Here is a 23458-nt window from a genome sequence, read left to right on the forward strand (position 1 = left end):
TTTTTTGAAAAATGGGAAATGCTATAAAGGATGAGTCTGATGATGTATACACATAGTAATCAGATATGGCTTCATTGGATTATATACATTTTATAAAATAGTGTTTAATATCTGTACTTGCTCTTTAACCTTTATTCTTTCTTAGAAAAACCTCCTGCCGATAATAACGGAAGAAGGTTTTGTTTAAATTCTAAGTATATTACAAAAAGCCACAATTATCTAACAAATAGTTTTACATTAAACTTATCTTTTTAAATAATATGGAAATCGTCTCAAAGATAAGCATACTAGAATCAGAACAATTGCAATATATTTAAAAAAATTCAAGTTTTGATAGAGAAAGAGATTCCCCTGTACCAAATCAAAGACAGTAACATATAAAATAAAATCAGCACCGTTGTAATAAAGAATCATAGGGAACAGTAATATGAATAAACTCAAAAAACAGCTAACAAGAAGGTTTTCACTTTTTTTTGATATTAGGGTTATGATATAACCGCTAAGCACAACACCCGAACAACGGATAACATACAGCAAACAAGCATATTGCATACATGAAAGATCCATTGGTAATGAAGTTGCAATACTCCAGTCATCAGGGACAACAGCATGCAATGGAGCATCCCATTGAAACATCGGATATAATCTATTAAACGCGAATGCATCACTTAGGTTATAGAATAGAAATAGGAAAATTGATACCATTAGCACAACGAGGAACTTCGCTTTACATATTGATCTTCTTCCTTTTTTTGTAGTTTCATACAGTATATATTCCTTTTTCTGCTGATCAAATGTATAAATTCCATGAATCGCAAATACAAGAGAAGCAATTAACAGGATACTCATTTGAATATCTCGTTCTTGCGTATTCATAGCAAAAATCGCCTGATATCCTTTTTTATAAACGAGAACCTCTCTGCCGTCCTGATAGTCCTTATAAAATGTATAAAACGCTGTTTTATCTTTTATTTGATCCAGACTCTTTCTTAATAAAGACTGGTAATCTGCTTCCGATACGATACCCTTTTCTTTCTCTGCCGCAAGCTTTGTTAGTTCTGCTTCCTGCTCCTCAAACATTTTATATTGTTTTTCTATATTATTCTTCTTAACAGGATTTAGTACGCCGCCATATTCTTTGTATAATTCAATTACCTTTTCTTCAATGATAGAATCCTGTCGCTGACTGGCAATTGTATAAACATAATATCCTTGATAAACACACAGCAGTACACATACAATAAAAAATTTATTGTTATTTATGATTTTTTGAACTTCATGTACCAGCAAATTGGTGTGCTGCACAATAGCAAGCGAATGAACATTACATTCAGGTATCCTTATCATTTTATGTGTAAATAGGAATAGCGCTGTAAAAAGAAACATACATATGATAATACATATACATAAGAGCTCAGCTAATGATATTGTATAGGATCGAAATGTAAATACTATAAAATCCTGAAAAACCGTATGTGTATTGCTGATTTCATAAAAATTCAGGTAATGAAGAATACGAAAAATAGAGTTCGTTGAAATAGTTTGAACAAGCAGATAAGAAATAGCCAGGAACATACTCATAATAAGGATAGAAAATTTATGAAAACATTGATACAAAAATGCAAAAAGCATAGCTAAAGTAAAACCTGTAATGATTTTTATCAGGAATGTTATGCCATACCACAAGCCTAAATCCCCTTGAAATGCACTTGTGTATAGAGATGGTATGCTTTGTACTGAAGCTCCCCAATTTATGCTGCCATACAATCCCTGTATGAGAAGCAGATAACCTCCCTCTATTAGCATTGTAAGCAAAAAGCCAGTGATAAAAATAACTGTACATTTAGATAAACGTGATGTGATCCTACCATATTTCGTAGTCGTTATCAAAGAAGTCATATCTGCCGTTTCATCGTTCTGTAATACGATAATTGCTATAAATAGCCATGCAAAGCAAATCATTACAGAGACGGAGCCTGTTACATAACGTTCAAAGACAAGGAAGCCTTCGTCACTGAAGCTTGTTTTCCGAAGCTTTTCGTATGTTTTTTGTGTTAGTTCCAGCTGTTTCACCTTTTCATCCGATATTGTCATATGCATAGGGTTATTTTTGAGAAACTCCGTTTTCTCCAGAATACCGTCTAAATAGGCTTCATAGCCTGTTATACGATTATAATAGGAATGTAGATATTGATATATCTGCAAATAATCATTTAAATTTGTATAGATATCTGTTTGCAGTAATTTTTGATATTCTGATAGAAAATCTGTATCAACGTCCTGTGCCGCAGGATCTTCATCAAAGGCTTTAGATAAATGAAGCTGCTCTTCATATTGTTTTACCTGTGTATAAAACGTATGTGTTTTTCCTATCCATGCTTTTTTATCTTGCAGACTTTTACCATTCAATTCTGTTTTTATGCTAAAATATAAGTCTTTATGTTTCGCCATTACATCTGTACTCTGTAATTGTTCCATATATAGAAAGGTGAAAATCGCAAAAAGAAGAAAAAGAATGGCAACAAGCAGATTGCGCTTTGATGTAAGCTTTCTTATCTCATACCATATTAGCTGCATAAAGCATCACCCCATATAATACAGATAAGCATCCTCAAGTGAAGGGAGAACAGCGGTTTCACTGACTTCATCAACTATATAGCGTACATGAAATATAGTGTCCAAACGCATTGATCTGGTAATTTTATGTGTTTTCTGGAAATCTTCCCATATATCTTCTGCAATCCATTTTTCCTGCACTCTCCCCTTTAAGCGTTCAATCAATTCCGTTATGCTACCTTCAAATAACAGATTTCCTTCTTTTATGAATAATATTTCTCTTGCGATCGTCTCAATATCCTGCATAACATGAGTAGCAATTAAAACGATTTTATCTTTTGCAATTGCAGAAATATAATTACGCAAACGTATTCTCTCTAGTGGATCCAAGCCTGCTGTTGGTTCATCCAGTACTAGCACCTTGGGATCATTTAATAACGCCTGTAGGAAAAATAATCGCTGCTTCATTCCTCCAGAATAAGCTTTAATTTTTCTATTCAGATAAGTATCCAGACTTAGTATACTGCTCAATTCATTTATTTTTTCTTTCGCTTCCTCTTTCTTTATTCCTTTTAATGCTGCCATATAATACAAAAATTGCTTAGCGGTAAAATCACCATACCCTGTTGTTATCTGCGGCATGTAGCCAAGAATATTGCGATAGGCAGAGCCCATTTTTTTTATTTCATCCCCGCAATAAGAAATCATGCCTTCATATTGCGTTAAATTTGTTGTAATCATTTGAAGCAGAGTACTTTTCCCTGCACCGTTTGGTCCGATAATACCATAAACCCCGGGGTGCAACACAAAACTCACATCACGTACAGCTACTGTTTTTCCATACTTCTTCGTCACCTTTTGAACATTTAACGATACCATGAGATACCCCCTTATTTCAGTTCAATCTGTACATACTTTTGAAATTTGTCCTCTTTGATTGGATACATATAAAACTTATCTCCATTTGCAAAATAGAATGATTGATGTACGATTCCCTGCGGAAGTCCTCCCATATGCTTGCAAGCCGTCTTATCAAGCAGTTCACCTTTTCTGTTAAATAGATAAAGATTATTCATATCAATATCACACAGAACAATGTAGTCATCATTTACGAAAGCACTAAAAGAATAGGTATCCAATAATTTCTTTTTCTTGTTGGAGCGAACATCATAGTAAGAGACACCTTCCTTTTCTCCATTCCCCACTTCAATTAAAAACTGGCTATTTGCATAATAAACGCTTTTCTCTTTCTGCCAGAGTTTCATACTATAATCTGTAAGTGATCCTTTTAATATGGCATTTTTTATAACTTCTTTTTTATCCTTATAAATTTCTGTAGCTATATATACATTGTCATCTTCGAAAAACATATTTACTATCTTTGTATCAGGTTCTAATTCAAAGCATATTTCATCTTTATTATCAGACAGGTCATAACCGTGTACCTTGTTTTTATCTGCATAATATAAAACATTTTTATGTATTGTAAACGCAAAGGAAACATCCTCACCTTCATCACTTTTTGTGACAGAAAGAATTTTTTCTTCCTTCGTCCCATCAAAATTACTTCTTATTATAGTTTCTGTTAATTGATCTTTTTTATTAAAAGCTTCTACTACATAGTAAAGCTTATCACCATATGCAGTATAGTTTGAACGCATTTCGTTAGAAACGCTACTACAACTTTCTATATTATTAAAATCACATCCAGATTCAGGATTTGAATCCATTATATTTGTGTTTTTACCATCATAAAAAACTGTAAATTGATGTGTACCTTCAGAATTTTCAAAAACGGGAAACAATAATATCCCCCCCTTGATATCTGTTATGAAAGAGGATGATGCCATAGAATTTTTCAGAGTAGCATAATCAGCTTCGTAATGCAGAGTCTTATCATCAACTGTCTGTGTCTGCTTACTGCTGCAGCCGCCTAACAAAGAAACTATTATAAACAACGCAATTATTTTAGTTAAAATTTTTTTCATAAGAATTACCCCTTACAATAAACTTATCCAATTATTAGAATAATTCCTTCTGGGAAGCCAGGAGGAATATGCGTATGAAATAAGGCGAATCCAAAAGGAACAATGCTGCCAGCGTAAATTTCTTTCTTTTTACAAAAGCGCCTCACCTCCAAAATGTAAGCGCTTCTATTTGTATTTTCATAATAAACCATTAACTATATTTTGTCAATTCTTTATGATAAATTCGTTAGCTATCCAGAAAAAATAAAAATCTCCCTGCCAACTATACAGGAAGATTTCCATATTTAATACTTATATTATCTTCATCCAGCGCTCTTTTCCATCCTCATATACATTGGCACTCAACAGATACAGCGGTACCAGAAGATAGAACTGCACAACATAATACAGCAGATAAATGCCAACGATACTGACTAACGCCTGTGTATTTTGGAATGCGATGGTAAACACCTCCATCAGATTATTGCTGACACCGTTTCCAAGAAAGGACTGTACAACAAGCAGAATACCTACCTGAGCAATAACAAACCAGATCATGTACACAAGAGCGCCGCGCAGAATTACACGTAGCTGTTCCCATAACAGCTGAAAGCTTCCAGCAACCAGAGCTTTTATTTGCGTTACTCCATCATATACCCCATAGGCAATCAGGGCATTCCATAAAATGAAGAACACATTCAAAATACTCATTCCCACATAATACAACGGCGGTACCATGATCAGAAGGGTTGCGACCGTACTGACAAGCAGCTGCACAATGCTGACAAGCAGACCCGCTGCTATCAAATATAGAAAACGGGAGGCACCAAAACGGATATCCCTTAAATGGAAGGCTTCATTGCGCACTCCTTTAATAAATAAAAATAAAATCACATAATTTACCAGTGAGAAAAATAAAGATAAGCAGAAGCTTACAATAGAATAAAACAAGGATTTTGCATCCATAACAAAGATGAGGGAATCCTTACACAGAGAAATCAGCAGGCTGGAAAAGAACAGAATTGCAAACAGACGGAGATGGTGGCCCTTCAACTGCTCACTCAGCTGTACCTTATATTCTTGATATGTTTTCATAAAATTCTCCTTTAACCATTCCTGAGTATTATACGGGAAAGCAAAAAGAAAAGCAACCGCTCACAGAGCATGCTGCTTGGTGATTTCAGATTCCCTCAAGGTAGTGGCGAACTGCAGAAAGTATTTTTCAACCTTCTTGCGCGATACGCATTTCAGAGAAATACACTGCTGATTCTTCAATTCGATATTCAATACATCGAGGTCATTGCGGCTGGAGGTAATCGACCATTTCGCAACATCCTGCCAAAACAGAAGGAAGCATTCCTCTTTGCCGTTATTGAGATAGAATACCGCATAATTTTCAAAAAACTCAATCAGCACGACATCCTTCACAAACAGCAGGCAATACAGAAACAGAAAGGTAATTACGATTCCTATCGAATAGACACGGGTAAACAGCAACGCAATCCCGATGAAAAGGAATACGGCAATAATCAGATACGGCTTCGCATTGATCTGATCGATTTTCCTGCCGTCTGTGGGCAAATTTCTGATTTTTAGCACCTTACTTTTTACGTTCACGTTCGACACCTTCTTATCTAGAAATTATTATATATGAAATAATTATTATATCAATATAATCACACAATTCCACTTATTTCTTATATATATTTCGCATATTTCCATGTATAATATTCCTGTATCATCACACAGAAAGGACGTGTTGTCATGCTGGACATCCTGAACGATATCAATCAATGGGGATACGGTACCCTGTTTAAATTCGGTTTTCTGGGAAGCCTTATTTTTATGCTGATTTACCTGCTTTGTGCTTATCTATGCAAACGGGCAATCAACCGCTGGATTCGCAAAAAGGAAATCGTCAATGCCAAGTTTATTATGCGCATCGTCAAAATCACCTTATACACGATAGCTGTTTACGGCTGCTTATCGCTGCTGACCCCCTTTGAAAGCGTCCTTGGCAAGATATGGGGCAGTGCTGGTATCATCGCAGTTGTACTAGGCCTTGCCGCACAGGAATCGATGGGAAATTTTGTGAACGGGCTGTTGATCACTACCTTCAAGCCGTTTAAAATCGGTGATCTGGTAAAGGTTAACAATGGTGAGTATGAAGGATATGTTGTCGATATCTCTTTGCGTGATACAGTGATACGCACCTATGAAAACACAAAGGTTATCATCCCGAACAGTACCATGAATAAGGCGGTACTGGAAAATGTCAGTCTGACGAATCATACAAAAGGAAATTTTCTAACACTGGATATCGCGTATGAAAGTGATTTAGATAAGGCAATGAGCATTATGAAAGAGGAAATCATTCGGCATCCTGCCTATGTAGATCCCCGCAGTGAAGACGATTTACGTAATCATGTAGAGCCGGTCATCATCCGTTTGACCTCCTTCAACGATTCTTCCCTGACGCTGCGTGCAACCGTGTATTCACGCGATAACTCCGAGGGCTTTGCGATGCTGTCCGATCTGCGAATCGCTATAAAAAAACGATTTGACAAAGAGGGCATAGAATTTCCATATCCTCACCGTACCATTACGTATAAGACTGCAGCGGATGAAGTGTCCAATGAAAGTAAGCAGCCGGAATTGTAATGATGAGTCACCTGCCCTGAAACACCTCATTTGAATCACTGGAAAAAGAAGTTCACTGCACATTACTATTACGCAAAAACAGCATCCCTCCTCCTGTCAGGATTTGGAATGCTGTTTTCTTTATCTTTTTTAGCTGTTATTTATCTTTTCTGCTTTTTCTTACGCTCTTATCGTGACTGCCGGAGGTGCGCTTCCCGCCACGGCGCTGTGAAGATGAATTGTTATCATAGCTTCTGCCGCGTCCGCCTTTATTATAGCCGCCCTTTGAACCGAAATTTCTTCCATTTCCGGAACGGTTATTATTTTTACGCTTCGGAGCACTGTCAATTTCCACCATGACCTCCACACCGCGGATATGGCTGCGCTGCATATTGTTTAATACAGCATCAACCTTGCTGGCTTCCACATCAACCAGTGTGAAATCCTTGCGTACATCAATACGTCCGATTGCTTTTCCATTCAGACCGGTCTCTTCAATGATTGCAGCGACAATATTGCCAGGCTGTACACCATGGTTTCTACCGACATTGAATTTCAAGCTGATTGCATCGAATGCGGATGCATAACGCTTTGCATCTTCCTCAGCTTCAATATCGATAATTTCATTTTTATAGGTCATGGAAATCAATGCAGAAATGATATTTTCCAAAGCGATACCCTCTGCTATCAGCTCATTTGCAATTTCCATGCTTTCTTCCGTAATTCCCTCATCACAGGCTTCCTTAACCTTAGCTACGAACGCATTGCGGTTCGCCTCCATCATCTGTGCACTGGTAGGCAGCGCATGACGAATGATGTTCGTTTTTGTATAACGGATGATATCCCGGATTCCGGCACGCTGCTTTCCTCCGCTTACAAGAGTAATGGCAAGCCCCTTTTTACCGGCTCTACCCGTACGTCCCACACGGTGAATATAGTATTCATTATCCTGTGGAATGTCGAAATTCACAACCAGATCAATATCATCCACATCAATTCCGCGTGCCGCGACATCGGTTGCAATCAGAATCGGATAATTACCGGAACGGAACTGCTCCATAACACGGGAACGGAATTCCTGCTTCATATCCCCATGTAAAGAAATTGCTTTGATATCATGCTTATTTAATTCATCGCACAATTCATCCACCATTTTCTTTGTGTTACAGAATATCATACACAGATCCGGATCATAGTGGGAAAGCAATACACGCAGTGCATTTGCTTTTTTCCCGCGTGGAGCTTCATAGTAAATCTGCTCTACTGTATCGATGGTACGCTGTGATGATTTGATTTCCACACGAACAGGGTCATTTTGGAATTGCTTTGTAATACGCAGGATTTCAGCAGGCCAGGTTGCAGAGAATAACACTGTCTGATGCTCATTGCCTTCCGGCATCATGGACAGGATTTCCTCGATATCTTCCTTGAATCCCATATTCAGCATTTCATCCGCCTCATCCAGGATAACCATATTCGTATCGTCCAGCTTTAATGTGCGGCGGTTCAGATGATCCATGATACGGCCAGGTGTACCGACTACGATGCCACAGCCTCTTTTCAGAAGCTGAATCTGACGATCGATCGGCTGACCTCCGTAAATTGGAACAATCTTAACGCCTTCCTTGTATTTTGAAAATTTTCTAAGCTCCGTAGCCACCTGTGTGACCAGCTCTCTTGTTGGACAGATAATCAGTGCGTTCGGATTTCTTGTTCCCTGACATACCTTCTCAATTGCCGGGATACCGAATGCAGCAGTTTTACCTGTTCCTGTATTTGAACGACCAAGCACGTCCTTGCCTTCCATAATAAGCGGAATGGACTGCGCCTGAATATCGGTTGCATTTTCATATCCCATTTCTTCAACAGCCTTCATTACCTCGCTGCTGATCTGTAATTCATTAAATGTTGTCATTGTTACCTTCTTTCTATCATTGCAGGTTAAAAACTCGTAATAACTTACTAAGTTTACCATATGATGCTACATACGTCAATTTATTATTTTTCATTCAACAGCCTTCCCATATAAAATCATGACATTCAGAAAAAGAAAAAAACAGTGCAGATATTCACCGTTTTCTATATTCTATACCATGCTGCGATACCGGTTTTCAAGCCGCTCAACCAGATTATCCATAGAAAGATCAAGTACAAAGGACAGCTCTTCACAAAGCACGCCTTCAATACGATTCAGACATTCCTGATACCGGATACCTTTTTTTCCTTCCACATACTTCCAGTAGAGCAAACCGATGAGAAGCTGTACCTGCTGCTCCATCTTATAGTCTACAATACTCTGCTGTATCTGCATAAGCGTCAGACTCGCTGGCAGAGAGGAAGCATGCTGAGGTTCAAATAATTCCTGCAAAATCAGATCAGCCTCTTTGCTTTCCATCAGATTTCTCACACCTACCAGGGGCAGGCTTTTGAATGGTATGGAACAGGTACTTCCATCTGCTGCCGTAATAACCATACGTTTTTCCTTCTTGTCGATGCCTGTAACATCACAGATGCCCAGGTTTGGATGAAATACCTTTTCTTCGTAGTTTACCATTTTTACTTACCTCAATATCTTCAGTCTATGCCTTTTCTATGAAAAAGTCAAACGAATTTCAAGAGGAACACAGGCGAAATATAGGCAATAGAGCACTTTTTGATCAACTAAAAGCTATCGTTATTGCCCTGCAATTCCTTACTATATGGATAAGTGAAACCCTTTTGATCCTTTTCAGAAATCGGATGAACAAATATCATATACATAAAATCTTTTTTTTGAAAAGCAGATGATTAACAAATACAGTATTCATTTAACACTTGCCGTATAAGTACGCTTCCATATTAGTATATACAGAAATTCCCTATATATACAAAACGCCATAGATTATCAACGCTTCATACTGCTTTCATTTATGAATTGTTCTATCTCTGATTAGAAATCTACGTATGCGGTGAACATCACCAAAAATTTCCAGAACGGATTCCATCGTGCAATTTCATCCTTCTACCGGTGTAGCATAGTCTTGACTCAGACTATGTGTTCTTATCCTGGATAAATCACTTAGCAGGAATTTACAACTATGACGGCTTTATCACCGGATTTTCTGTAATTCTCTTTGAAACCTACCAGTACATATTTCAGCTAAAAATAAATATGAAAGATTCAGAAAAAAATAAATGCGAAAGTTCTTGCTTTTCAATTTCTATGTGTTATACTGGAGAAGTAATAACAAGCAAATAACTATGATTTCAATATTCACATATCAGGAATTGTAATTATCTCATTGTACAATTCACGTATGTGTTTTTTTATACCATGAGAGTGCTTCTTATCTACATCATAAGGAGGTACTAATATGAGTACAGGTAAAGTAAAATGGTTTAATGCAGACAAAGGATACGGATTTATCACAACAGATGCAGGACAGGATCTGTTCGTACATTATTCTGAAATCCAGACAAACGGATTCCGTACACTGGAAGAAGGATCTAAAGTAAGCTTTGAAATCAACACGAACGATCGTGGAGATCACGCAGCTAACGTAACCGTAATCTAATTTACGAAATAAAAACCGCTCAGGCGGTTTTTTTATGCATACGCATACGTTTGATACATCACATCCTGATAAGCTGTAAAGCTAAACTTCGATATGCAGATAACTTTTCGTTTCTGCTTTTCAGGAATAGTGCTGCTCCTTCATTTTCTATAAGCAACCAAATCATGATCCTGTCGAAACAAAGCTATGCATACAATACCGCCAGGTAATAGAAAAGACCCCAACACAGCAGGGCCTTTCCTAAAATTATAGGGGATAGAATGATGTTATACGTAAATTAGGGATAGTTTTCGGGGATCATTTACGTATCAGCAGTTTTCTCATCTGCCATCATTACTATACAGCACACATATTTCGTAATTTGTCGAATTATGTCGCCTGTTCATTTTTTTCTTCTTCCAGATGAATCATCGGTTTCAGCAGCTCATAAAAATCCTCATACAAAACAAACTGAATCCCTGCTTCGTCTTTAAATGCCACATAATACTTGCCATAGCTGTCATATATCACTTCATATTTATCACGCTTGATAAGCACAGTTGCTAAAGGAATTTTATACCGCGTCTTGTTTCCGTTGACCAGCTTGTCCTCATATGCATAATGCGTACTGGCAAACACCGGTTTATCAATCCCTTCAATCCTGAGTTTTCCCTTTTCTATATCCGGCAAATACAAGTCGCTTTCTCCAGCTTCCACATATTTCCCAGGGAATTTCACAGCTGCAGCCTGTGCGATTTCCTGCTGATCTAGTCCTGTAATCTGCAAATCCATCACCTTCCTATGCCATGTATTATAGCACGAATTTCCACGATTTTGACGATCTGCGCCATCTATCACACAGTTTGTGTCAAGAAGTTTCGGTTTCCACACATTTTTCCATCATCACGCCATATTTAAACGGAAAGTTTTTTGTATACTATAGGCAAGCAAGTGGTAAGCTTGCTTAGTATGACATATTTCCCCCAAATAAATTCATACTTTCTCCCTTTCAATTAAATAATATAATACAAAAAAGACGTTCCCCCAAAACGTCTTTTTTGTTGCACTGCGCTGCGATCCACAAAATTGTGGAGGCTATCACACAATTTGTGCAAGGTTATTATGAATTCCACATATTTTACCATGATCGCGCCGTATTTAAACTGTAAGTTTCCTGTATACTATAAGCAAGCAAGTGGTAATCTTGCTGGTATGATAAAATTCCCCCAAAGAATACTTCATACTTTCTCCCTTTCAATATAAAACATAATGATTTACAAAAGAAGCTCATGAACCCAAGCATGAGCTTCTTTTGTTTTATTTATGTTCTTCCAGTGACCAGATGTTTTTATCTCTGCGAAATAGCAGACAAACTGCAATACCTGCCAATCCCAGTATGAGAAACAGCAAAGCTGCACCGCTTCCTTTACCTGAGCCCAGTATGCTTACCAGTAGTGATGCTTCAGCCTGTCCTGCCATGAAGGGCTCCAAAATATAATCTATCAATGCCCCTCCTAGAAAATAGCCGACAGGTATCGTGAAAAATTGGAGAGAATTTCTTGCGGCATATACTCTCCCCTGCATAGTGAGGGGGATATGTTCCCGCAGCAGCACATCCATATTCGTATTCATTGCCGGTATAAACAGCCAACCAAGTATCGCGCCAAGACACCATATCACAGATTCTCTGCCAAAGGCCAGAAAAAAGCTCTCTGTTCCCATACTAATCAGCAGGGCTCTGTGTATCAGCCGTACGCGGTGATCCTTTGTCGGTCGCAGCAACAGAAGCAGACTGCCTGACAGATTAGCAAATCCTATACATGTATTGACTAGCCCCACTCCCCCCTCACCGCCGCCTTCACGCATCAGCAGCATATAAGGAAGTGCTGCATCATAGGTGGACGCAATCAAATTGATAGCAGCTAGATACAGAACCAGATCCAACACCCCGCGATGCGTCCGAAGCCAGCACAGCCCGCTTTTTACTCCAGTCAGAATGTGTTCCTGTTTTTCCCCTTCGGCTGCAGATTGCTCATTAGCAGGCAGCTGGATAAAAAATTGCAGGGCTGTACATGCAATACAGCAGGTAAGCAGATCAAAAAGGATGATGGTTTGCATACCGAACAGCATGTAGACCGAGGTTGCAAGTATGGGGACAAGCAGTGTGTTCAGCGAATTGGAAAGCATACGCAGAGCCCCTGCCCTTGCATAATGCTTCTTCGGTGTCAGAAGGGTAATCACTACCTCGCTGGAGGGCTGCTGCAGCGTGTTCATCAAACCGTTAACAGCATTCAGAATATACAAATGCCATATTTCCAGCTTTCCCTGCCACAGTAAAGCAGCGATCACAACAGTTGAAGCTGCCGCCAGACTGTCGCAGATCAGAATTGTTTTTTTCTTATCCCAGCGATCGCATAAAGAACCGGCAAACAGGCCGAATAGCACATATGGCGTATAAGAACAAATCGAAAGCATAGCACTGACCATCGCACTTTCCGATTGCTGCAGACTCCATATGATGAGGGCAAAGCTCGTCATAGAGCTTCCCAGCTGCGAGCATGCCTGTGTACTCCAGAGTAACAGAAAAACATGCAGCTCCCTGATTATTTGTTTTATTGTATTCATTTTGACTTTGCTCCTTTACATTTTCTATATCAGGCAAAGTCAGAGGATGAATCCGTACTCATTGCTCCATGCAAGCGATTCATCCTAGACTTTGCATGGAGCTTCAGCATATGGTAATTTCATTCTGTTCCCTCCTGTTCCGCTTAAAAGCTATTACCATTATACCACACTGATACGGGCTGCCTCCCATAATGTAAAATGAAAATACCTGAATATAACATAGTTTTCCACATTCTCTACATTATTTATTGACAAGTATTTCGTATACTATAGTCAGCAAGTAAGGAAAGCTTGCTAGTATGATAATTCCCCCAAAGCAAATTCATACTTTCTCTCTTTCATTTAAAACTGATAATAATAGAAGCGCACTGTCCCCCAAGCAGTGCGTTTCTATTTTTCATATATTTGTTTTTGCTGATTTTTTCAAAAAACAATAAGGAAGAAAAGAATATCTGATAACTCCATAATTTCACATAGTTGCGACATATTTTTCAGATAACATTTTCGTATACTGTAGTCAGCAAGAGGAACTCTTGCCAAGTATGATAATTTCCCCCTCAAATGAAATTCATACTTTCTCCCTTTCATTTAATTTTATAATTCTAAAGAAAAAGAACGCACCCCCTCAGCGTTCTTTTTCTTTTATATTTTCAAGCACAAGGAAGCATAGCTATAGCCTTCTGTAGCTTTATCCCTAAGGACACAGATTTCATACAGTGTCTACAGCACACGAAAACCATAAGCCTTTTTTCATAGATATACCAGATATCAGCGAATGCATATCCCGGTATTTATTACAAAAAATTTTGTATTACCGCAAACACGACCGGTATCAGCAATGCCGGAAGCAAGTTTCCGATTTTGATCTGTTTTCCAAAAAACAAATTGATACCGACACCAAAAATCAGGACATTGCCTACCATTGACAGGTTTTGAATCAGTGCTTCACTGAACAGTGGAGAAAGCAGCCCCGCCAAAAGTGTAATTGAGCCCTGGTACAGAAACAGCGGTATTGCCGCAAACAGGACACCGATACCAAGGGCAGAGGCAAAGACCATGGAAATAATACCATCCAGAATCGCTTTGGTGATGAGCATGGAAGCATCATGCATCAGTCCATCCTGCAGAGCGCCGACCACCGCCATTGCTCCGACACAAATAACGAGTGCATTCGTTACAAAGCCCTCTACAAATTTATCATCCCGGCTATTAACCATATTTTGCAAACGATGCGCAAGCCCCTCCATGCGATCCTCCAGCCGCAGCAGCTCACCAAGAATCGCCCCAATGCCAAGTGAACAAATCAAAAGCAGGGTTCCATCTGTAAGCAGCTGGTTTCCTTCCACCTGCATCATAGCTCCAAGCGCACCGGTAATACCGATAAACAAGGTACAAAGTCCCAATGCCTGCATAAGCAGCTCCCGCATACGCACGGGAAGTCCGCCCTTCACCAGCATGCCAATCGCCCCTCCGACAATGACAGCTGCAGCGTTAATCAGTGTTCCCATAACCTGCCTCCCTTTTTTTCCTACAAATGTACCACCGCGTAAACAAAAAGTCAATGACGATAACGGATAATAGACAGATGAAAGCGGTATGCATTTTACGATACATGGCTTACCCATGATATTGATTTCAATGATATTATATACTTTCATCACATTTTCTGTAAAATCCATATAACCTGCACATTTCCTATGCTCATCAAAAAGACAGCTCACCACTTTTAATAACCGCAATATATAGGAAGAAAGACCTACAGCCATATCACAGGTAATACGACCTGTATATAATAAAACAATGTGTCTGCTGGCGGGTATGTATGAAAAAAGAAGTAAGTCCATCACCTGAGCAATGAAATCACTTCCTCTTTTATCTGTTACTTCTTAGTTCATAAGCTACAGCGTCATACCATTTATTTTTTCATGCGATTGCTTGTTGGTACATCCGCCTACGCTTTTTTACAGCAGGGGATTAAGAATATTTAAAAGCTGTCCCTTTGCCTGATAACCGGAAATCTGTTTTACAGCTTCTCCATCCTTGAATACGATCATGGTAGGAACAGACATGATTCCGAATTTCATCGCAAGATCACCTTCCTGATCCACATCCACCTTAACAATTTCCATTTTTCCGTTCATATCCTCTGCCAGCTCTTCCAGCACAGGTGCCAGCATTTTACACGGCCCGCACCAGGTCGCAAAGAAATCCACCAGGACAACACCCTGTTTTGTAATTTGTTCAAATTCTGCTTTATTTATTACTTTCATAAGCTCATACCTCCAACTACCCACAGTATATCACATTCTGCAGGAAACATGCATGCAAATGCTCCTTACATAAAATATTTCCGAAGTGCAGCAGCAATCCCGTCATTGTTATTGCCGGCGGTGATATCATCCGCAGCAGCCTTGACCTCCTCCATTGCATTCTCCATGGCGATACCGATACCTGCCGCCTGCAGCATTTCGATATCATTTTCCCCGTCCCCAAATGCCATTACATTTGCCATCGGGATATGCAGCAGCTCTGTAAGAGCCTGAAGTCCGCTGCCCTTTGTAATGCCCAGAGGCATCAGCTCCAGCCATTTTGGTGTAGTGAGCCCAAGCCAGTAGGAATCCTTCAAATCCTTTTTTGCCTGCGCACTCACCTGTGTCATCACGTCCGCATAATAGGCAATACTCACCTTATTGATGCTGCGGTCAATCTCCTTCCAGGAATCAATATAATAAATATGTGGATATCCTTTTCGATTGTCCGCTAGAAGGGCAAAGGCACCTCCTGTCCATGGGAAATCCTCAGGAAGCTTATGCTCCCTGCGATAGCTTGCTTTTTCCTGCAATACACTTTTCGGATTATAGTCAAACAGCCCGTCATCAAACTGTGCCATGATTTCAACATCCCACTGTCGAAAGTAGGTAAATATTTCCTCCATTTCCCGACTTCCCATCTGCTTGCGGATATGACGCTCTCCCGTACTTAAATCATACAGGATCAACCCATTCACCTCCAACAGATAGCCGCCGTATGTATCCATTTGCAGCTCCTTTGCATACTCCAGCAGCTTGCAATAGCTCCTTCCACTGGCCAGCACAAGACGCACACCCTGTTTCTGAACCTGTAACAGCATTTCCTTCGTTTTTGGTGAAATCGTATTATCACTGGTCAGCAGCGTTCCGTCCATATCCATCACAATCATTTGTATCATTCTCATCACCCCTTATGCATAGGATTATACAATGAATAGCTTCAGAAGTAAAATCCTACTGGAAGGATACGGCAAACAATGCTATACTGTATGCGCAAGTGGGAGGTATGGTCATGAAAATACAAAAAACGAATGCTATGCGTATACTGGACAGCGCGCACCTTTCCTATGAGGTGTTAAGCTATACACATGGAAAAGAAGCAGTTGCCGGATTGGACGTTGCTGCACAGCTGAATGAAAATCCAAAGCAGGTATTCAAAACACTGGTGACGGTTGCGAATACAAAAGAGTATATCGTATTCGTAATTCCTGTTGCCCATGAGCTGCAGCTAAAGAAATGTGCAAAGGCGGCAGGTGTGAAATCTGTGGAAATGATCCATGTAAAGGATATCAACAAAATAACCGGTTATGTACGGGGTGGCTGTTCCCCAATCGGAATGAAAAAACAGTATCGCACCTTCCTGCACGAAAGCTGTACGGAGTTTGACAGCATTATGTTTAGTGGAGGAAAAATCGGTGTACAAATCAAAATGAATCCAAGGGAGCTGCTGCAGCTGATTCATGCGGAAACAGCAGATATAATTTGTGAATCCTAAACAGCTTTCATCCTATTGACAGCTGTTTTTTTATAACTGATTTCTTTCATATTTTTAAAGCCCTCTTTTAAACCACTTTTCATTGTCAACGGAGCTGTTGTTCGTTTTCTCCTCGCCGCAATGAACTTCATATAATAAAATAATATAAATAAAAAGGAGAGATTACTCTCCTGATGCAAATACATATTTATCCAGTGCCTTCGCTATTCCCATTTGATCATTAGTGTCCGTTACATCCCAGGCTGCTTTTTTCAGAGATTCCATCGCATTTCCCATCGCGATGCCGTACTTCACCGTCTTGATCATTTCCATATCATTCTCCGCATCTCCAAACGCCATCATTTCATCCGTGGAAATACCGAGCTTTTCACCGATTCGCAGCAATGCACTTGCCTTGGATACTCCCTTTGGCATGACCTCAATCCATGCCGGGCCAACCTCCAGCAGGTCATAATCCTTTAATTCCTTACGCAGATGTGGAAGATGCTTCTTAAAAAAGGAAGCCGTCTGTATCAGAACAAATTTATTCACATCCTGCATAATCTCATAATCCGCATCCTCCAGCGGTATAAAATTACGCTTTCCCTGATTAAAGCCATAATCCATCGGTTGTCCAAATACAACACTGCGTACCTTTTTCATCGCTTTTAAACGCTTGGAAATCAAGTCATAAAAATCATAGCCGCAGCAGCTGATAACCTCAAAATTATATTTCATCCCCAATGCCATTACCTTTTTTGCGTCACTGCCATCCAGCACCTTATCTACAAAATATTCCTTTTTATGAAAATCATATATGATCTGTCCATTTACCCCGGCAACAAAGTTATTGCCCCTATGTTCAAGCTCCAGCGGCTCATATACGAAATCAATACCGCCTTTATCGCGCCCCGTAGCGATCGTTATGGAAATTCCCAGCTCCTGTGCCTTGATCAGACGTTTTTTTGTTTCCTCATCAATCGTTTTCTGCGTGGTCAGCAGCGTTCCATCCAGATCCAGTGCTATCAGTTTTATCGCCATATCCTACCTCTACTTTCTTCATCACCCCTATTATAGCGAATATAGAAAAAAAGTAAACCTGTAATACCTGTAAAGAAAATCACAGAATGCTAATAGTTACTATTCATTGATAAAAGATAGAATTTAGGAAGAGCGTTATGAAAAGCGCCTTAGAGAACGACCTGCTGTAGTGTTTCTATGCTCCTTTTCACACAATATGATTATATAAATACTTAATTAACACTTTCTAGGTTTTTCGGTGAATAGTTACTGCTAATGAATGACTGCCCGCATATATCCAAAGTTTTATCAGAATGAAGAAAACGGACACCTCCAAGGAAATGTCCGTTTCATTATCTTATAATTTAGCAGCTGCTGCCTCATCCACAACAACGACAACATCTGCATGATTCTGCAGTACGCTTGCAGGGCATGCCGGATCAACCGGGCCGTTTACCATAGCCGCAACAGCATCCGCCTTGTTTGCACCAGATGCCACAAGCAGGATTTTCTTTGCTTTCATGATAGTCGCAATTCCCATTGTAATGGCATGCGTAGGTACCTGATTGATATCATTATCAAAGAAACGCGCGTTATCGGAACGTGTTTTCTCGGTCAGCTCAACGATATGTGTTTCCTCTGTAAAAGGTGTACCTGGCTCATTGAATCCAATGTGTCCGTTTCCGCCAATTCCCAGAACCTGAATATCTACACTGACATTTTCCATTGCCTTTTCATAGCCTTCACAATCTTCCTTTGTGCTTCCATAAGGTACATGAATCTTATCTTCCGGTAAGTCAATTCCCTTAAACAGGTTTTCATGCATGAATGTCCAGTAGGATTCCGGATGGTTTCTGTCAATACCAACATATTCATCCAGATTGAAGGACTGGCACTGTGCATAGCTTGTACCATTGTCTTTATGATCCTGAATCATGTTCTTGTACAATCCGATTGGACTGGAGCCTGTCGCAAGTCCTAAAACAGCATCTTTTTTGCTTGTTACGACTTCCTTCATAACGTTAAATGCTTCTTTGCTTACTGCATCGTAATCTTTCACTACAATAACTTTCATTTTCTTTTCTCCTCCTGATATTACACAGTATTATCATACCATTTTGAAAGCACGTTTTCAATGATGGAACATGCATATCCAATAATTCTGCCGTTTCCTTATGATGGTTTAGAATAAAAGCCTCAGGATAGTTCAATAAAGTATCCGATATAGGTCATATATTTCCAAAGATCATATACCGCTACCCTTTATGGAAGCAAATTCCCCGCCGCAACATAAACGGAATACCACTCCTCCCGGGTTAGCGTGAAATCACAAGCCTTTACAATGGATTGAATCCTTGTCAGACTGGTAGAGCCCAGGATAACCTGCATATCTGCAGGATGTCTAAGAAGCCATGCCGCCGCAATTGCGCTATTGCTGACCTGATACTTCTCTGCCAGCTCCGTTATGCGTTTATTTACCTCAGGAAATTTTGGATTATCTAAGAATACTCCCTCAAACATACCATACTGGAAGGGTGACCAGCACTGTATGGTAATATCATTGAGACGGCAGTAATCCAGCGTACCATTATCGCGATCAATTCCGCGCTGATCAAAGGTATTGACATTGACACCCGCATCGATCATTGGTGTATGCATAACACTCAACTGCATTTGATTGATCTCGATTGGCTGCTTTACATATTTTTTCAGCAGCTCAATCTGGAAGGGATTATGATTGCTGACACCGAAATGCTTTACCTTGCCAGAGGTATAAAGCTGATCAAATGCCTCTGCCACTTCGTTTGGTTCCATAAGTGCATCCGGACGATGCAGCAGCAAATAGTCCAGAAAACCACATTGCAGACGATCCAGAGACGCATCCACACAGCTTAGAATATAGTCTTTTGAAAAATCATAATGTGTCGTTTCACTGCGATGAATACCGCATTTTGATTGAATCACCATCTTATTTCTCAGAGATGGATTCTTTTTCAGTACCTTTCCAAATATCTCCTCACACATGCCTCCGCCATAAATATCCGCATGGTCAAAAAAATTGATTCCCAGTTCAAGATCCTGTCGGATCAATGTTTCCACTTCCTCCATGCTCATAGCATCGATACGCATACAGCCCTGTACAAGAGCAGGAGCCTGTTTAGCGGCAATTTTAATATGTTTCATACAAATGCTTCCTCCTTCAACTTATCTACTATCCCCATTATACTTCTTTTTCATCTGATTGAATATGAAGAACTTCAAAATCACATAAATGCTCGTTAATCAGATTATAACGATACCATGATGCCCCTTTTCTCTTGCTTAGGATCTAACCGGCAAACAGGAGGTATACAAAGCGGATGTATTCATTTGTTGAATAAAAATATGAAAAGATATTATATACGGATATCCTATAATCGCTGCTTTATCATATGTAGACACAAGGTAGGGCTGGCAGTTTCTGCATTATATGCTGAAGCCTTGCCCTGTCCCTGTTCTTCTTTCATTCATCAAACACTGTACTTTGTATATAAATGATAAGCCGTTATCAATACAAATCACAAATACGGTTATCACATTGTTAATACAACCAACTTACTTATCTGTGATAAAAGGATATGCACTTCAGCAGGCATATCCTCTTTGTATTAAAATACTTGAATTGTATACGAGGTCGTAAAGGCTTTTCCTGCAGATAACAGCATGGTTCCTTCACGATGATAGAAATCTTCCTCTACCTTTGAAAAATCCGCATGTCCGTACCATGGCTCCAGGCAAATAAACGGTGCGTCTTTTTTAGCTGTCCAGATGGCCAGATAAGGATAACCCGTAATAGAAATACGGACACCGTGCTTTTTCGGGCCGGATAATGTCAGATAGGGACTTTTCATTCCCTGATAAATGAGCGTCGCATATTTCTCAATTTCCTCATAGCTGCAGGGAATCGTCTGAAGCTCTACATCGACCAACTCATAAGGCTTCTTCTTTTCAGGATCAAATACCATCTGCTTTAACTGTTCCGGATTCGTAAAGCTCATTGTATAATCTTCAAATGCTTCTCCCTCACAGAGAGGACAGTTAAAGCCCGGATGCAAACCGAAGGTAAACGGCATTTCCTGTTCCCCGGTATTCGTAATACGATAGGTAATTGTCAGTGTATCCTCCTGTAGCGTATAGCCTACCTCATAATGAAAATCAAAAGGATACTGTGCCTTTGTTTCCTCAGTGCTGTCATAAGCCATTACTACCTCACTGCCATCATCCTTTATGCATTCCAGTGTTGCATACCGTGTCAATCCGTGATTTTTCATGGAATATGTTTTGCCATTGATTTCATAGGTTCCATCCAGTGTATTTCCTACTAATGGAAACAGACCGGGATTTTTCCCTGTCCAGTAATCCGGATGTCCCTGCCACATATACTGAATGCCTGTCTGCAGATCGGTGAAGCTTTCTATTTCTCCACCCTTTGTTGTAAAGGTCACCTCATAACGATCATTTTTCAGTTTCATATCATATCTCTCCTCACACATTGTTTAGTACTATTATAGCACGAAACAAAGCGGATTCATCAGAAATAGAAAAGGATTGTGCCATATATATACACAAGTGCTCCCCATATATGAAAAGCACCGCATCACCTGTCATTTGACATCTCCTTGTTTCTGCAAGGTTATCCCATACACTCTTATAGAAATGTTGTAATTCCTAAAATATGTTTAATTTCTCCTATTTTACTGACTGAAAGGCGGCAATTCACAGTTTGGAATACCTATATGCTTCCTATTGTAAAGGATTATAAAAATACTAATGTTTCAGAAATATATAAATAAAAGCATAGCGTTTTGAGTTGTCACGCTCAGATAACGCTATGCTTATTTTGTTTTGTGGTACGCACTCTAAATCTTTTCACCCATTATATGTAACTGATGAAATACGGGTATCGAACAGGCAATTATATCCACTCCATCCGTTTACAAAAGTGATAAAGACCATCCTCATCAATAGAGCCGCAAATATGATCCGCTGCAGCCTTCGCCTTAGGGTTTCCATTTCCCATTGCCACACCGATTCCCGCCGCACGCAGCATCCCCACATCATTTGCACCATCACCAAAGCAGGCAACATCATGAACTGAAATACCCCAATGTGCAGCCATGGCCTCCACACCCTTACTTTTATCAACATTCTCTGCTGTAATTTCAAGCGTATTTGAAGAATGTGTAACAATGAAGGCATCCTTCATAAGCTCCTTAATTTGCTTTCGCTGTATATCATCCTGCGGATAGGCAAGCATATTGTAAACCTCTTCCCCTTCATACGGCTTAACGGTTGGCATATTCATATACAGCTTAAAAAACTCATCCCGTATCGAGTGGGGACATGGCGTTGTCAGGCAATCCTTGTCAAAGGTGGAATATCTGACAGGAATATGCTTTTGCTCACAATGACTGATTAACCGGTATACCTGTTCCTGCTGCAAAGGAAAGCTGGCAATGACCTCCTGTTCCCCCATAACCAGTGCTCCGCCGTCAAAAATCGCCGCATCAAAAGGAAACTCACGAAAGAAGGAAGGCAGATTAGAAACCTCATAACGGCAGCGGCTTGTCGCCACACCGATGCGGTACCCTTTATCCTTCAGACGATTCAGTGCCTGCTGGGTAGATGCTGGAAAATCATGAATGCGATGTGTATAAATCGTATTATCCACATCGAAGAATAATGCTTTTATAGTATTCATATCAAAGTCCTCATTTCATACGCTTACCATTATACCATGACAGGCGGGCAAAACAAAAGAAGCACCTTGGGGGAAGTGCTTCTTTTGCTGTTTATTATTTATAATAGAAAGGAAAAGTATGAAAAATTTTCTGAGGGGAAAAATTCATATCTGCAGGATTCCTCCTGCATGACTACAGTATACCCGAAAGTTATATGATAAATATGTAGAGAGCTTGTAAAAATGTGTGTTCTTTCAAATGCTTGAACCCAAATTGTGTGATGATACACCCTCTCTCTATGATATTAGCTTCAGGAAACGCATTGATCATCCAGGATCCCTTTCTGGTTTTACTTCCCTATTTGCCAACAAAAAAGATGCCTTGGGGGAAGCATCTTCTCTGTATATGATAATTATTATTTTGAAAGGGAGAAAGTATGAATAATTTTGGGGGAAATAGTTCATACAAGCAAGATACCTCTTGCTTGGTTATAGTATACTAAATGTCTATCAATATATTATGTATAGATCATGGTAAATTATGTGTAATTCAGCAAAGTCCACCCCAAATTATGTGAGCAATACCGTGAAAATGCAGAAGAAAGGGAATCCTA

General features: G+C 39.6%; 20 protein-coding genes. 3 read left to right on the top strand and 17 right to left on the bottom strand.

What is annotated here, in order from left to right:
- Nucleotides 1–243: 243 nt before the first annotated feature.
- From GKZ87_14485 to GKZ87_14505, 5 genes are all read right to left on the bottom strand, one after another.
- Nucleotides 244–2577, bottom strand: coding sequence for a hypothetical protein (locus GKZ87_14485; protein QSI26605.1), 2334 nt, complete (start codon nt 2575–2577; stop codon nt 244–246).
- A 6-nt stretch (nt 2578–2583) separates the two neighbouring features.
- Nucleotides 2584–3435, bottom strand: coding sequence for an ATP-binding cassette domain-containing protein (locus tag GKZ87_14490; protein QSI26606.1), 852 nt, complete (start codon nt 3433–3435; stop codon nt 2584–2586).
- Nucleotides 3436–3446: 11 nt separating this feature from the next.
- Nucleotides 3447–4544, bottom strand: a complete 1098-nt coding sequence (locus GKZ87_14495; GenBank protein QSI26607.1) for a hypothetical protein — start codon at nt 4542–4544, stop codon at nt 3447–3449.
- A gap of 291 nt (nt 4545–4835) precedes the next feature.
- Nucleotides 4836–5618: a hypothetical protein gene (locus tag GKZ87_14500; protein ID QSI26608.1), complete on the bottom strand. Its 783-nt coding sequence runs from the start codon at nt 5616–5618 to the stop codon at nt 4836–4838.
- Between the two features lie 60 nt (nt 5619–5678).
- Nucleotides 5679–6140: a hypothetical protein gene (locus GKZ87_14505; GenBank protein ID QSI26609.1), complete on the bottom strand. Its 462-nt coding sequence runs from the start codon at nt 6138–6140 to the stop codon at nt 5679–5681.
- Between the two features lie 147 nt (nt 6141–6287).
- On the opposite strand from GKZ87_14505, the gene GKZ87_14510 reads away from it, so the two are divergent.
- Nucleotides 6288–7184, top strand: coding sequence for a mechanosensitive ion channel (locus GKZ87_14510; GenBank protein QSI26610.1), 897 nt, complete (start codon nt 6288–6290; stop codon nt 7182–7184).
- Between the two features lie 136 nt (nt 7185–7320).
- Here the strand turns inward: GKZ87_14510 and GKZ87_14515 are convergent, their stop codons facing one another.
- Together GKZ87_14515 and GKZ87_14520 are read right to left on the bottom strand one after the other, a co-directional pair.
- Nucleotides 7321–9078 (bottom strand): DEAD/DEAH box helicase, encoded by a 1758-nt coding sequence (locus GKZ87_14515; GenBank protein ID QSI26611.1) that lies wholly within the window; start codon nt 9076–9078, stop codon nt 7321–7323.
- A 171-nt stretch (nt 9079–9249) separates the two neighbouring features.
- The gene (locus GKZ87_14520) at nt 9250–9717 is read right to left on the bottom strand and encodes a hypothetical protein (GenBank protein QSI26612.1); all 468 of its coding nucleotides are present in this window, start codon (nt 9715–9717) and stop codon (nt 9250–9252) included.
- Between the two features lie 799 nt (nt 9718–10516).
- On the opposite strand from GKZ87_14520, the gene GKZ87_14525 reads away from it, so the two are divergent.
- A complete protein-coding gene (locus tag GKZ87_14525) occupies nt 10517–10717 on the top strand; it encodes a cold-shock protein (protein ID QSI26613.1) in 201 nt (66 codons plus the stop codon).
- Nucleotides 10718–11086: 369 nt separating this feature from the next.
- On the opposite strand, the gene GKZ87_14530 is transcribed toward GKZ87_14525, so the two are convergent.
- From GKZ87_14530 to GKZ87_14550, 5 genes are all read right to left on the bottom strand, one after another.
- Nucleotides 11087–11488, bottom strand: coding sequence for a hypothetical protein (locus GKZ87_14530; GenBank protein ID QSI27981.1), 402 nt, complete (start codon nt 11486–11488; stop codon nt 11087–11089).
- Between the two features lie 525 nt (nt 11489–12013).
- On the bottom strand, nt 12014–13321 hold the full coding sequence (locus GKZ87_14535; protein QSI26614.1) for an MFS transporter: 1308 nt from the start codon (nt 13319–13321) through the stop codon (nt 12014–12016).
- 794 nt (nt 13322–14115) lie between these two features.
- Entirely contained in the window at nt 14116–14829 is a 714-nt protein-coding gene (locus GKZ87_14540) for a DUF554 family protein (GenBank protein QSI26615.1), read from the bottom strand.
- Between the two features lie 453 nt (nt 14830–15282).
- Nucleotides 15283–15591 (bottom strand): thioredoxin, encoded by a 309-nt coding sequence (gene trxA / locus GKZ87_14545; GenBank protein ID QSI26616.1) that lies wholly within the window; start codon nt 15589–15591, stop codon nt 15283–15285.
- Nucleotides 15592–15656: 65 nt separating this feature from the next.
- Nucleotides 15657–16529, bottom strand: a complete 873-nt coding sequence (locus GKZ87_14550) for a Cof-type HAD-IIB family hydrolase (protein QSI26617.1) — start codon at nt 16527–16529, stop codon at nt 15657–15659.
- Nucleotides 16530–16642: 113 nt separating this feature from the next.
- Between GKZ87_14550 and ybaK the strand changes: the two genes are divergently transcribed.
- Complete coding sequence (ybaK, locus tag GKZ87_14555; GenBank protein QSI26618.1) at nt 16643–17125, top strand: Cys-tRNA(Pro) deacylase; 483 nt, start codon at nt 16643–16645, stop codon at nt 17123–17125.
- A 162-nt stretch (nt 17126–17287) separates the two neighbouring features.
- Here ybaK and GKZ87_14560 read toward each other — a convergent pair whose 3' ends face one another.
- The 5 genes from GKZ87_14560 to GKZ87_14580 all read right to left on the bottom strand — a co-directional run bounded on the left by GKZ87_14560 (nt 17288) and on the right by GKZ87_14580 (nt 22865).
- Nucleotides 17288–18145: a Cof-type HAD-IIB family hydrolase gene (locus tag GKZ87_14560; protein ID QSI26619.1), complete on the bottom strand. Its 858-nt coding sequence runs from the start codon at nt 18143–18145 to the stop codon at nt 17288–17290.
- A gap of 337 nt (nt 18146–18482) precedes the next feature.
- A complete protein-coding gene (gene nagB, locus GKZ87_14565; GenBank protein QSI26620.1) occupies nt 18483–19199 on the bottom strand; it encodes a glucosamine-6-phosphate deaminase in 717 nt (238 codons plus the stop codon).
- A gap of 188 nt (nt 19200–19387) precedes the next feature.
- Entirely contained in the window at nt 19388–20308 is a 921-nt protein-coding gene (locus GKZ87_14570) for an aldo/keto reductase family oxidoreductase (protein ID QSI26621.1), read from the bottom strand.
- Between the two features lie 464 nt (nt 20309–20772).
- Nucleotides 20773–21636: an aldose 1-epimerase family protein gene (locus tag GKZ87_14575; protein QSI26622.1), complete on the bottom strand. Its 864-nt coding sequence runs from the start codon at nt 21634–21636 to the stop codon at nt 20773–20775.
- 443 nt (nt 21637–22079) lie between these two features.
- The gene (locus tag GKZ87_14580; protein QSI26623.1) at nt 22080–22865 is read right to left on the bottom strand and encodes a Cof-type HAD-IIB family hydrolase; all 786 of its coding nucleotides are present in this window, start codon (nt 22863–22865) and stop codon (nt 22080–22082) included.
- Nucleotides 22866–23458: the final 593 nt, after the last annotated feature.

It is taken from the genome of Erysipelotrichaceae bacterium 66202529 (genome assembly GCA_017161075.1).
In the GTDB taxonomy this organism is placed as follows: Bacteria; Bacillota_I; Bacilli_A; order Erysipelotrichales; family Erysipelotrichaceae; genus Clostridium_AQ.

What these genes read in the sequence shown, in the direction of transcription:
- GKZ87_14485 (QSI26605.1), bottom strand. Translation starts at nt 2,577, where the DNA reads ATGCAGCTAATATGGTATGAGATAAGAAAGCTTACATCAAAGCGCAAT.
- GKZ87_14490 (QSI26606.1), bottom strand. Translation starts at nt 3,435, where the DNA reads ATGGTATCGTTAAATGTTCAAAAGGTGACGAAGAAGTATGGAAAAACA.
- GKZ87_14495 (QSI26607.1), bottom strand. Translation starts at nt 4,544, where the DNA reads ATGAAAAAAATTTTAACTAAAATAATTGCGTTGTTTATAATAGTTTCT.
- GKZ87_14500 (QSI26608.1), bottom strand. Translation starts at nt 5,618, where the DNA reads ATGAAAACATATCAAGAATATAAGGTACAGCTGAGTGAGCAGTTGAAG.
- GKZ87_14510 (QSI26610.1), top strand. Translation starts at nt 6,288, where the DNA reads ATGCTGGACATCCTGAACGATATCAATCAATGGGGATACGGTACCCTG.
- GKZ87_14515 (QSI26611.1), bottom strand. Translation starts at nt 9,078, where the DNA reads ATGACAACATTTAATGAATTACAGATCAGCAGCGAGGTAATGAAGGCT.
- GKZ87_14520 (QSI26612.1), bottom strand. Translation starts at nt 9,717, where the DNA reads ATGGTAAACTACGAAGAAAAGGTATTTCATCCAAACCTGGGCATCTGT.
- GKZ87_14525 (QSI26613.1), top strand. Translation starts at nt 10,517, where the DNA reads ATGAGTACAGGTAAAGTAAAATGGTTTAATGCAGACAAAGGATACGGA.
- GKZ87_14530 (QSI27981.1), bottom strand. Translation starts at nt 11,488, where the DNA reads ATGGATTTGCAGATTACAGGACTAGATCAGCAGGAAATCGCACAGGCT.
- GKZ87_14535 (QSI26614.1), bottom strand. Translation starts at nt 13,321, where the DNA reads ATGAATACAATAAAACAAATAATCAGGGAGCTGCATGTTTTTCTGTTA.
- GKZ87_14540 (QSI26615.1), bottom strand. Translation starts at nt 14,829, where the DNA reads ATGGGAACACTGATTAACGCTGCAGCTGTCATTGTCGGAGGGGCGATT.
- trxA (QSI26616.1), bottom strand. Translation starts at nt 15,591, where the DNA reads ATGAAAGTAATAAATAAAGCAGAATTTGAACAAATTACAAAACAGGGT.
- GKZ87_14550 (QSI26617.1), bottom strand. Translation starts at nt 16,529, where the DNA reads ATGATACAAATGATTGTGATGGATATGGACGGAACGCTGCTGACCAGT.
- ybaK (QSI26618.1), top strand. Translation starts at nt 16,643, where the DNA reads ATGAAAATACAAAAAACGAATGCTATGCGTATACTGGACAGCGCGCAC.
- GKZ87_14560 (QSI26619.1), bottom strand. Translation starts at nt 18,145, where the DNA reads ATGGCGATAAAACTGATAGCACTGGATCTGGATGGAACGCTGCTGACC.
- nagB (QSI26620.1), bottom strand. Translation starts at nt 19,199, where the DNA reads ATGAAAGTTATTGTAGTGAAAGATTACGATGCAGTAAGCAAAGAAGCA.
- GKZ87_14570 (QSI26621.1), bottom strand. Translation starts at nt 20,308, where the DNA reads ATGAAACATATTAAAATTGCCGCTAAACAGGCTCCTGCTCTTGTACAG.
- GKZ87_14575 (QSI26622.1), bottom strand. Translation starts at nt 21,636, where the DNA reads ATGAAACTGAAAAATGATCGTTATGAGGTGACCTTTACAACAAAGGGT.
- GKZ87_14580 (QSI26623.1), bottom strand. Translation starts at nt 22,865, where the DNA reads ATGAATACTATAAAAGCATTATTCTTCGATGTGGATAATACGATTTAT.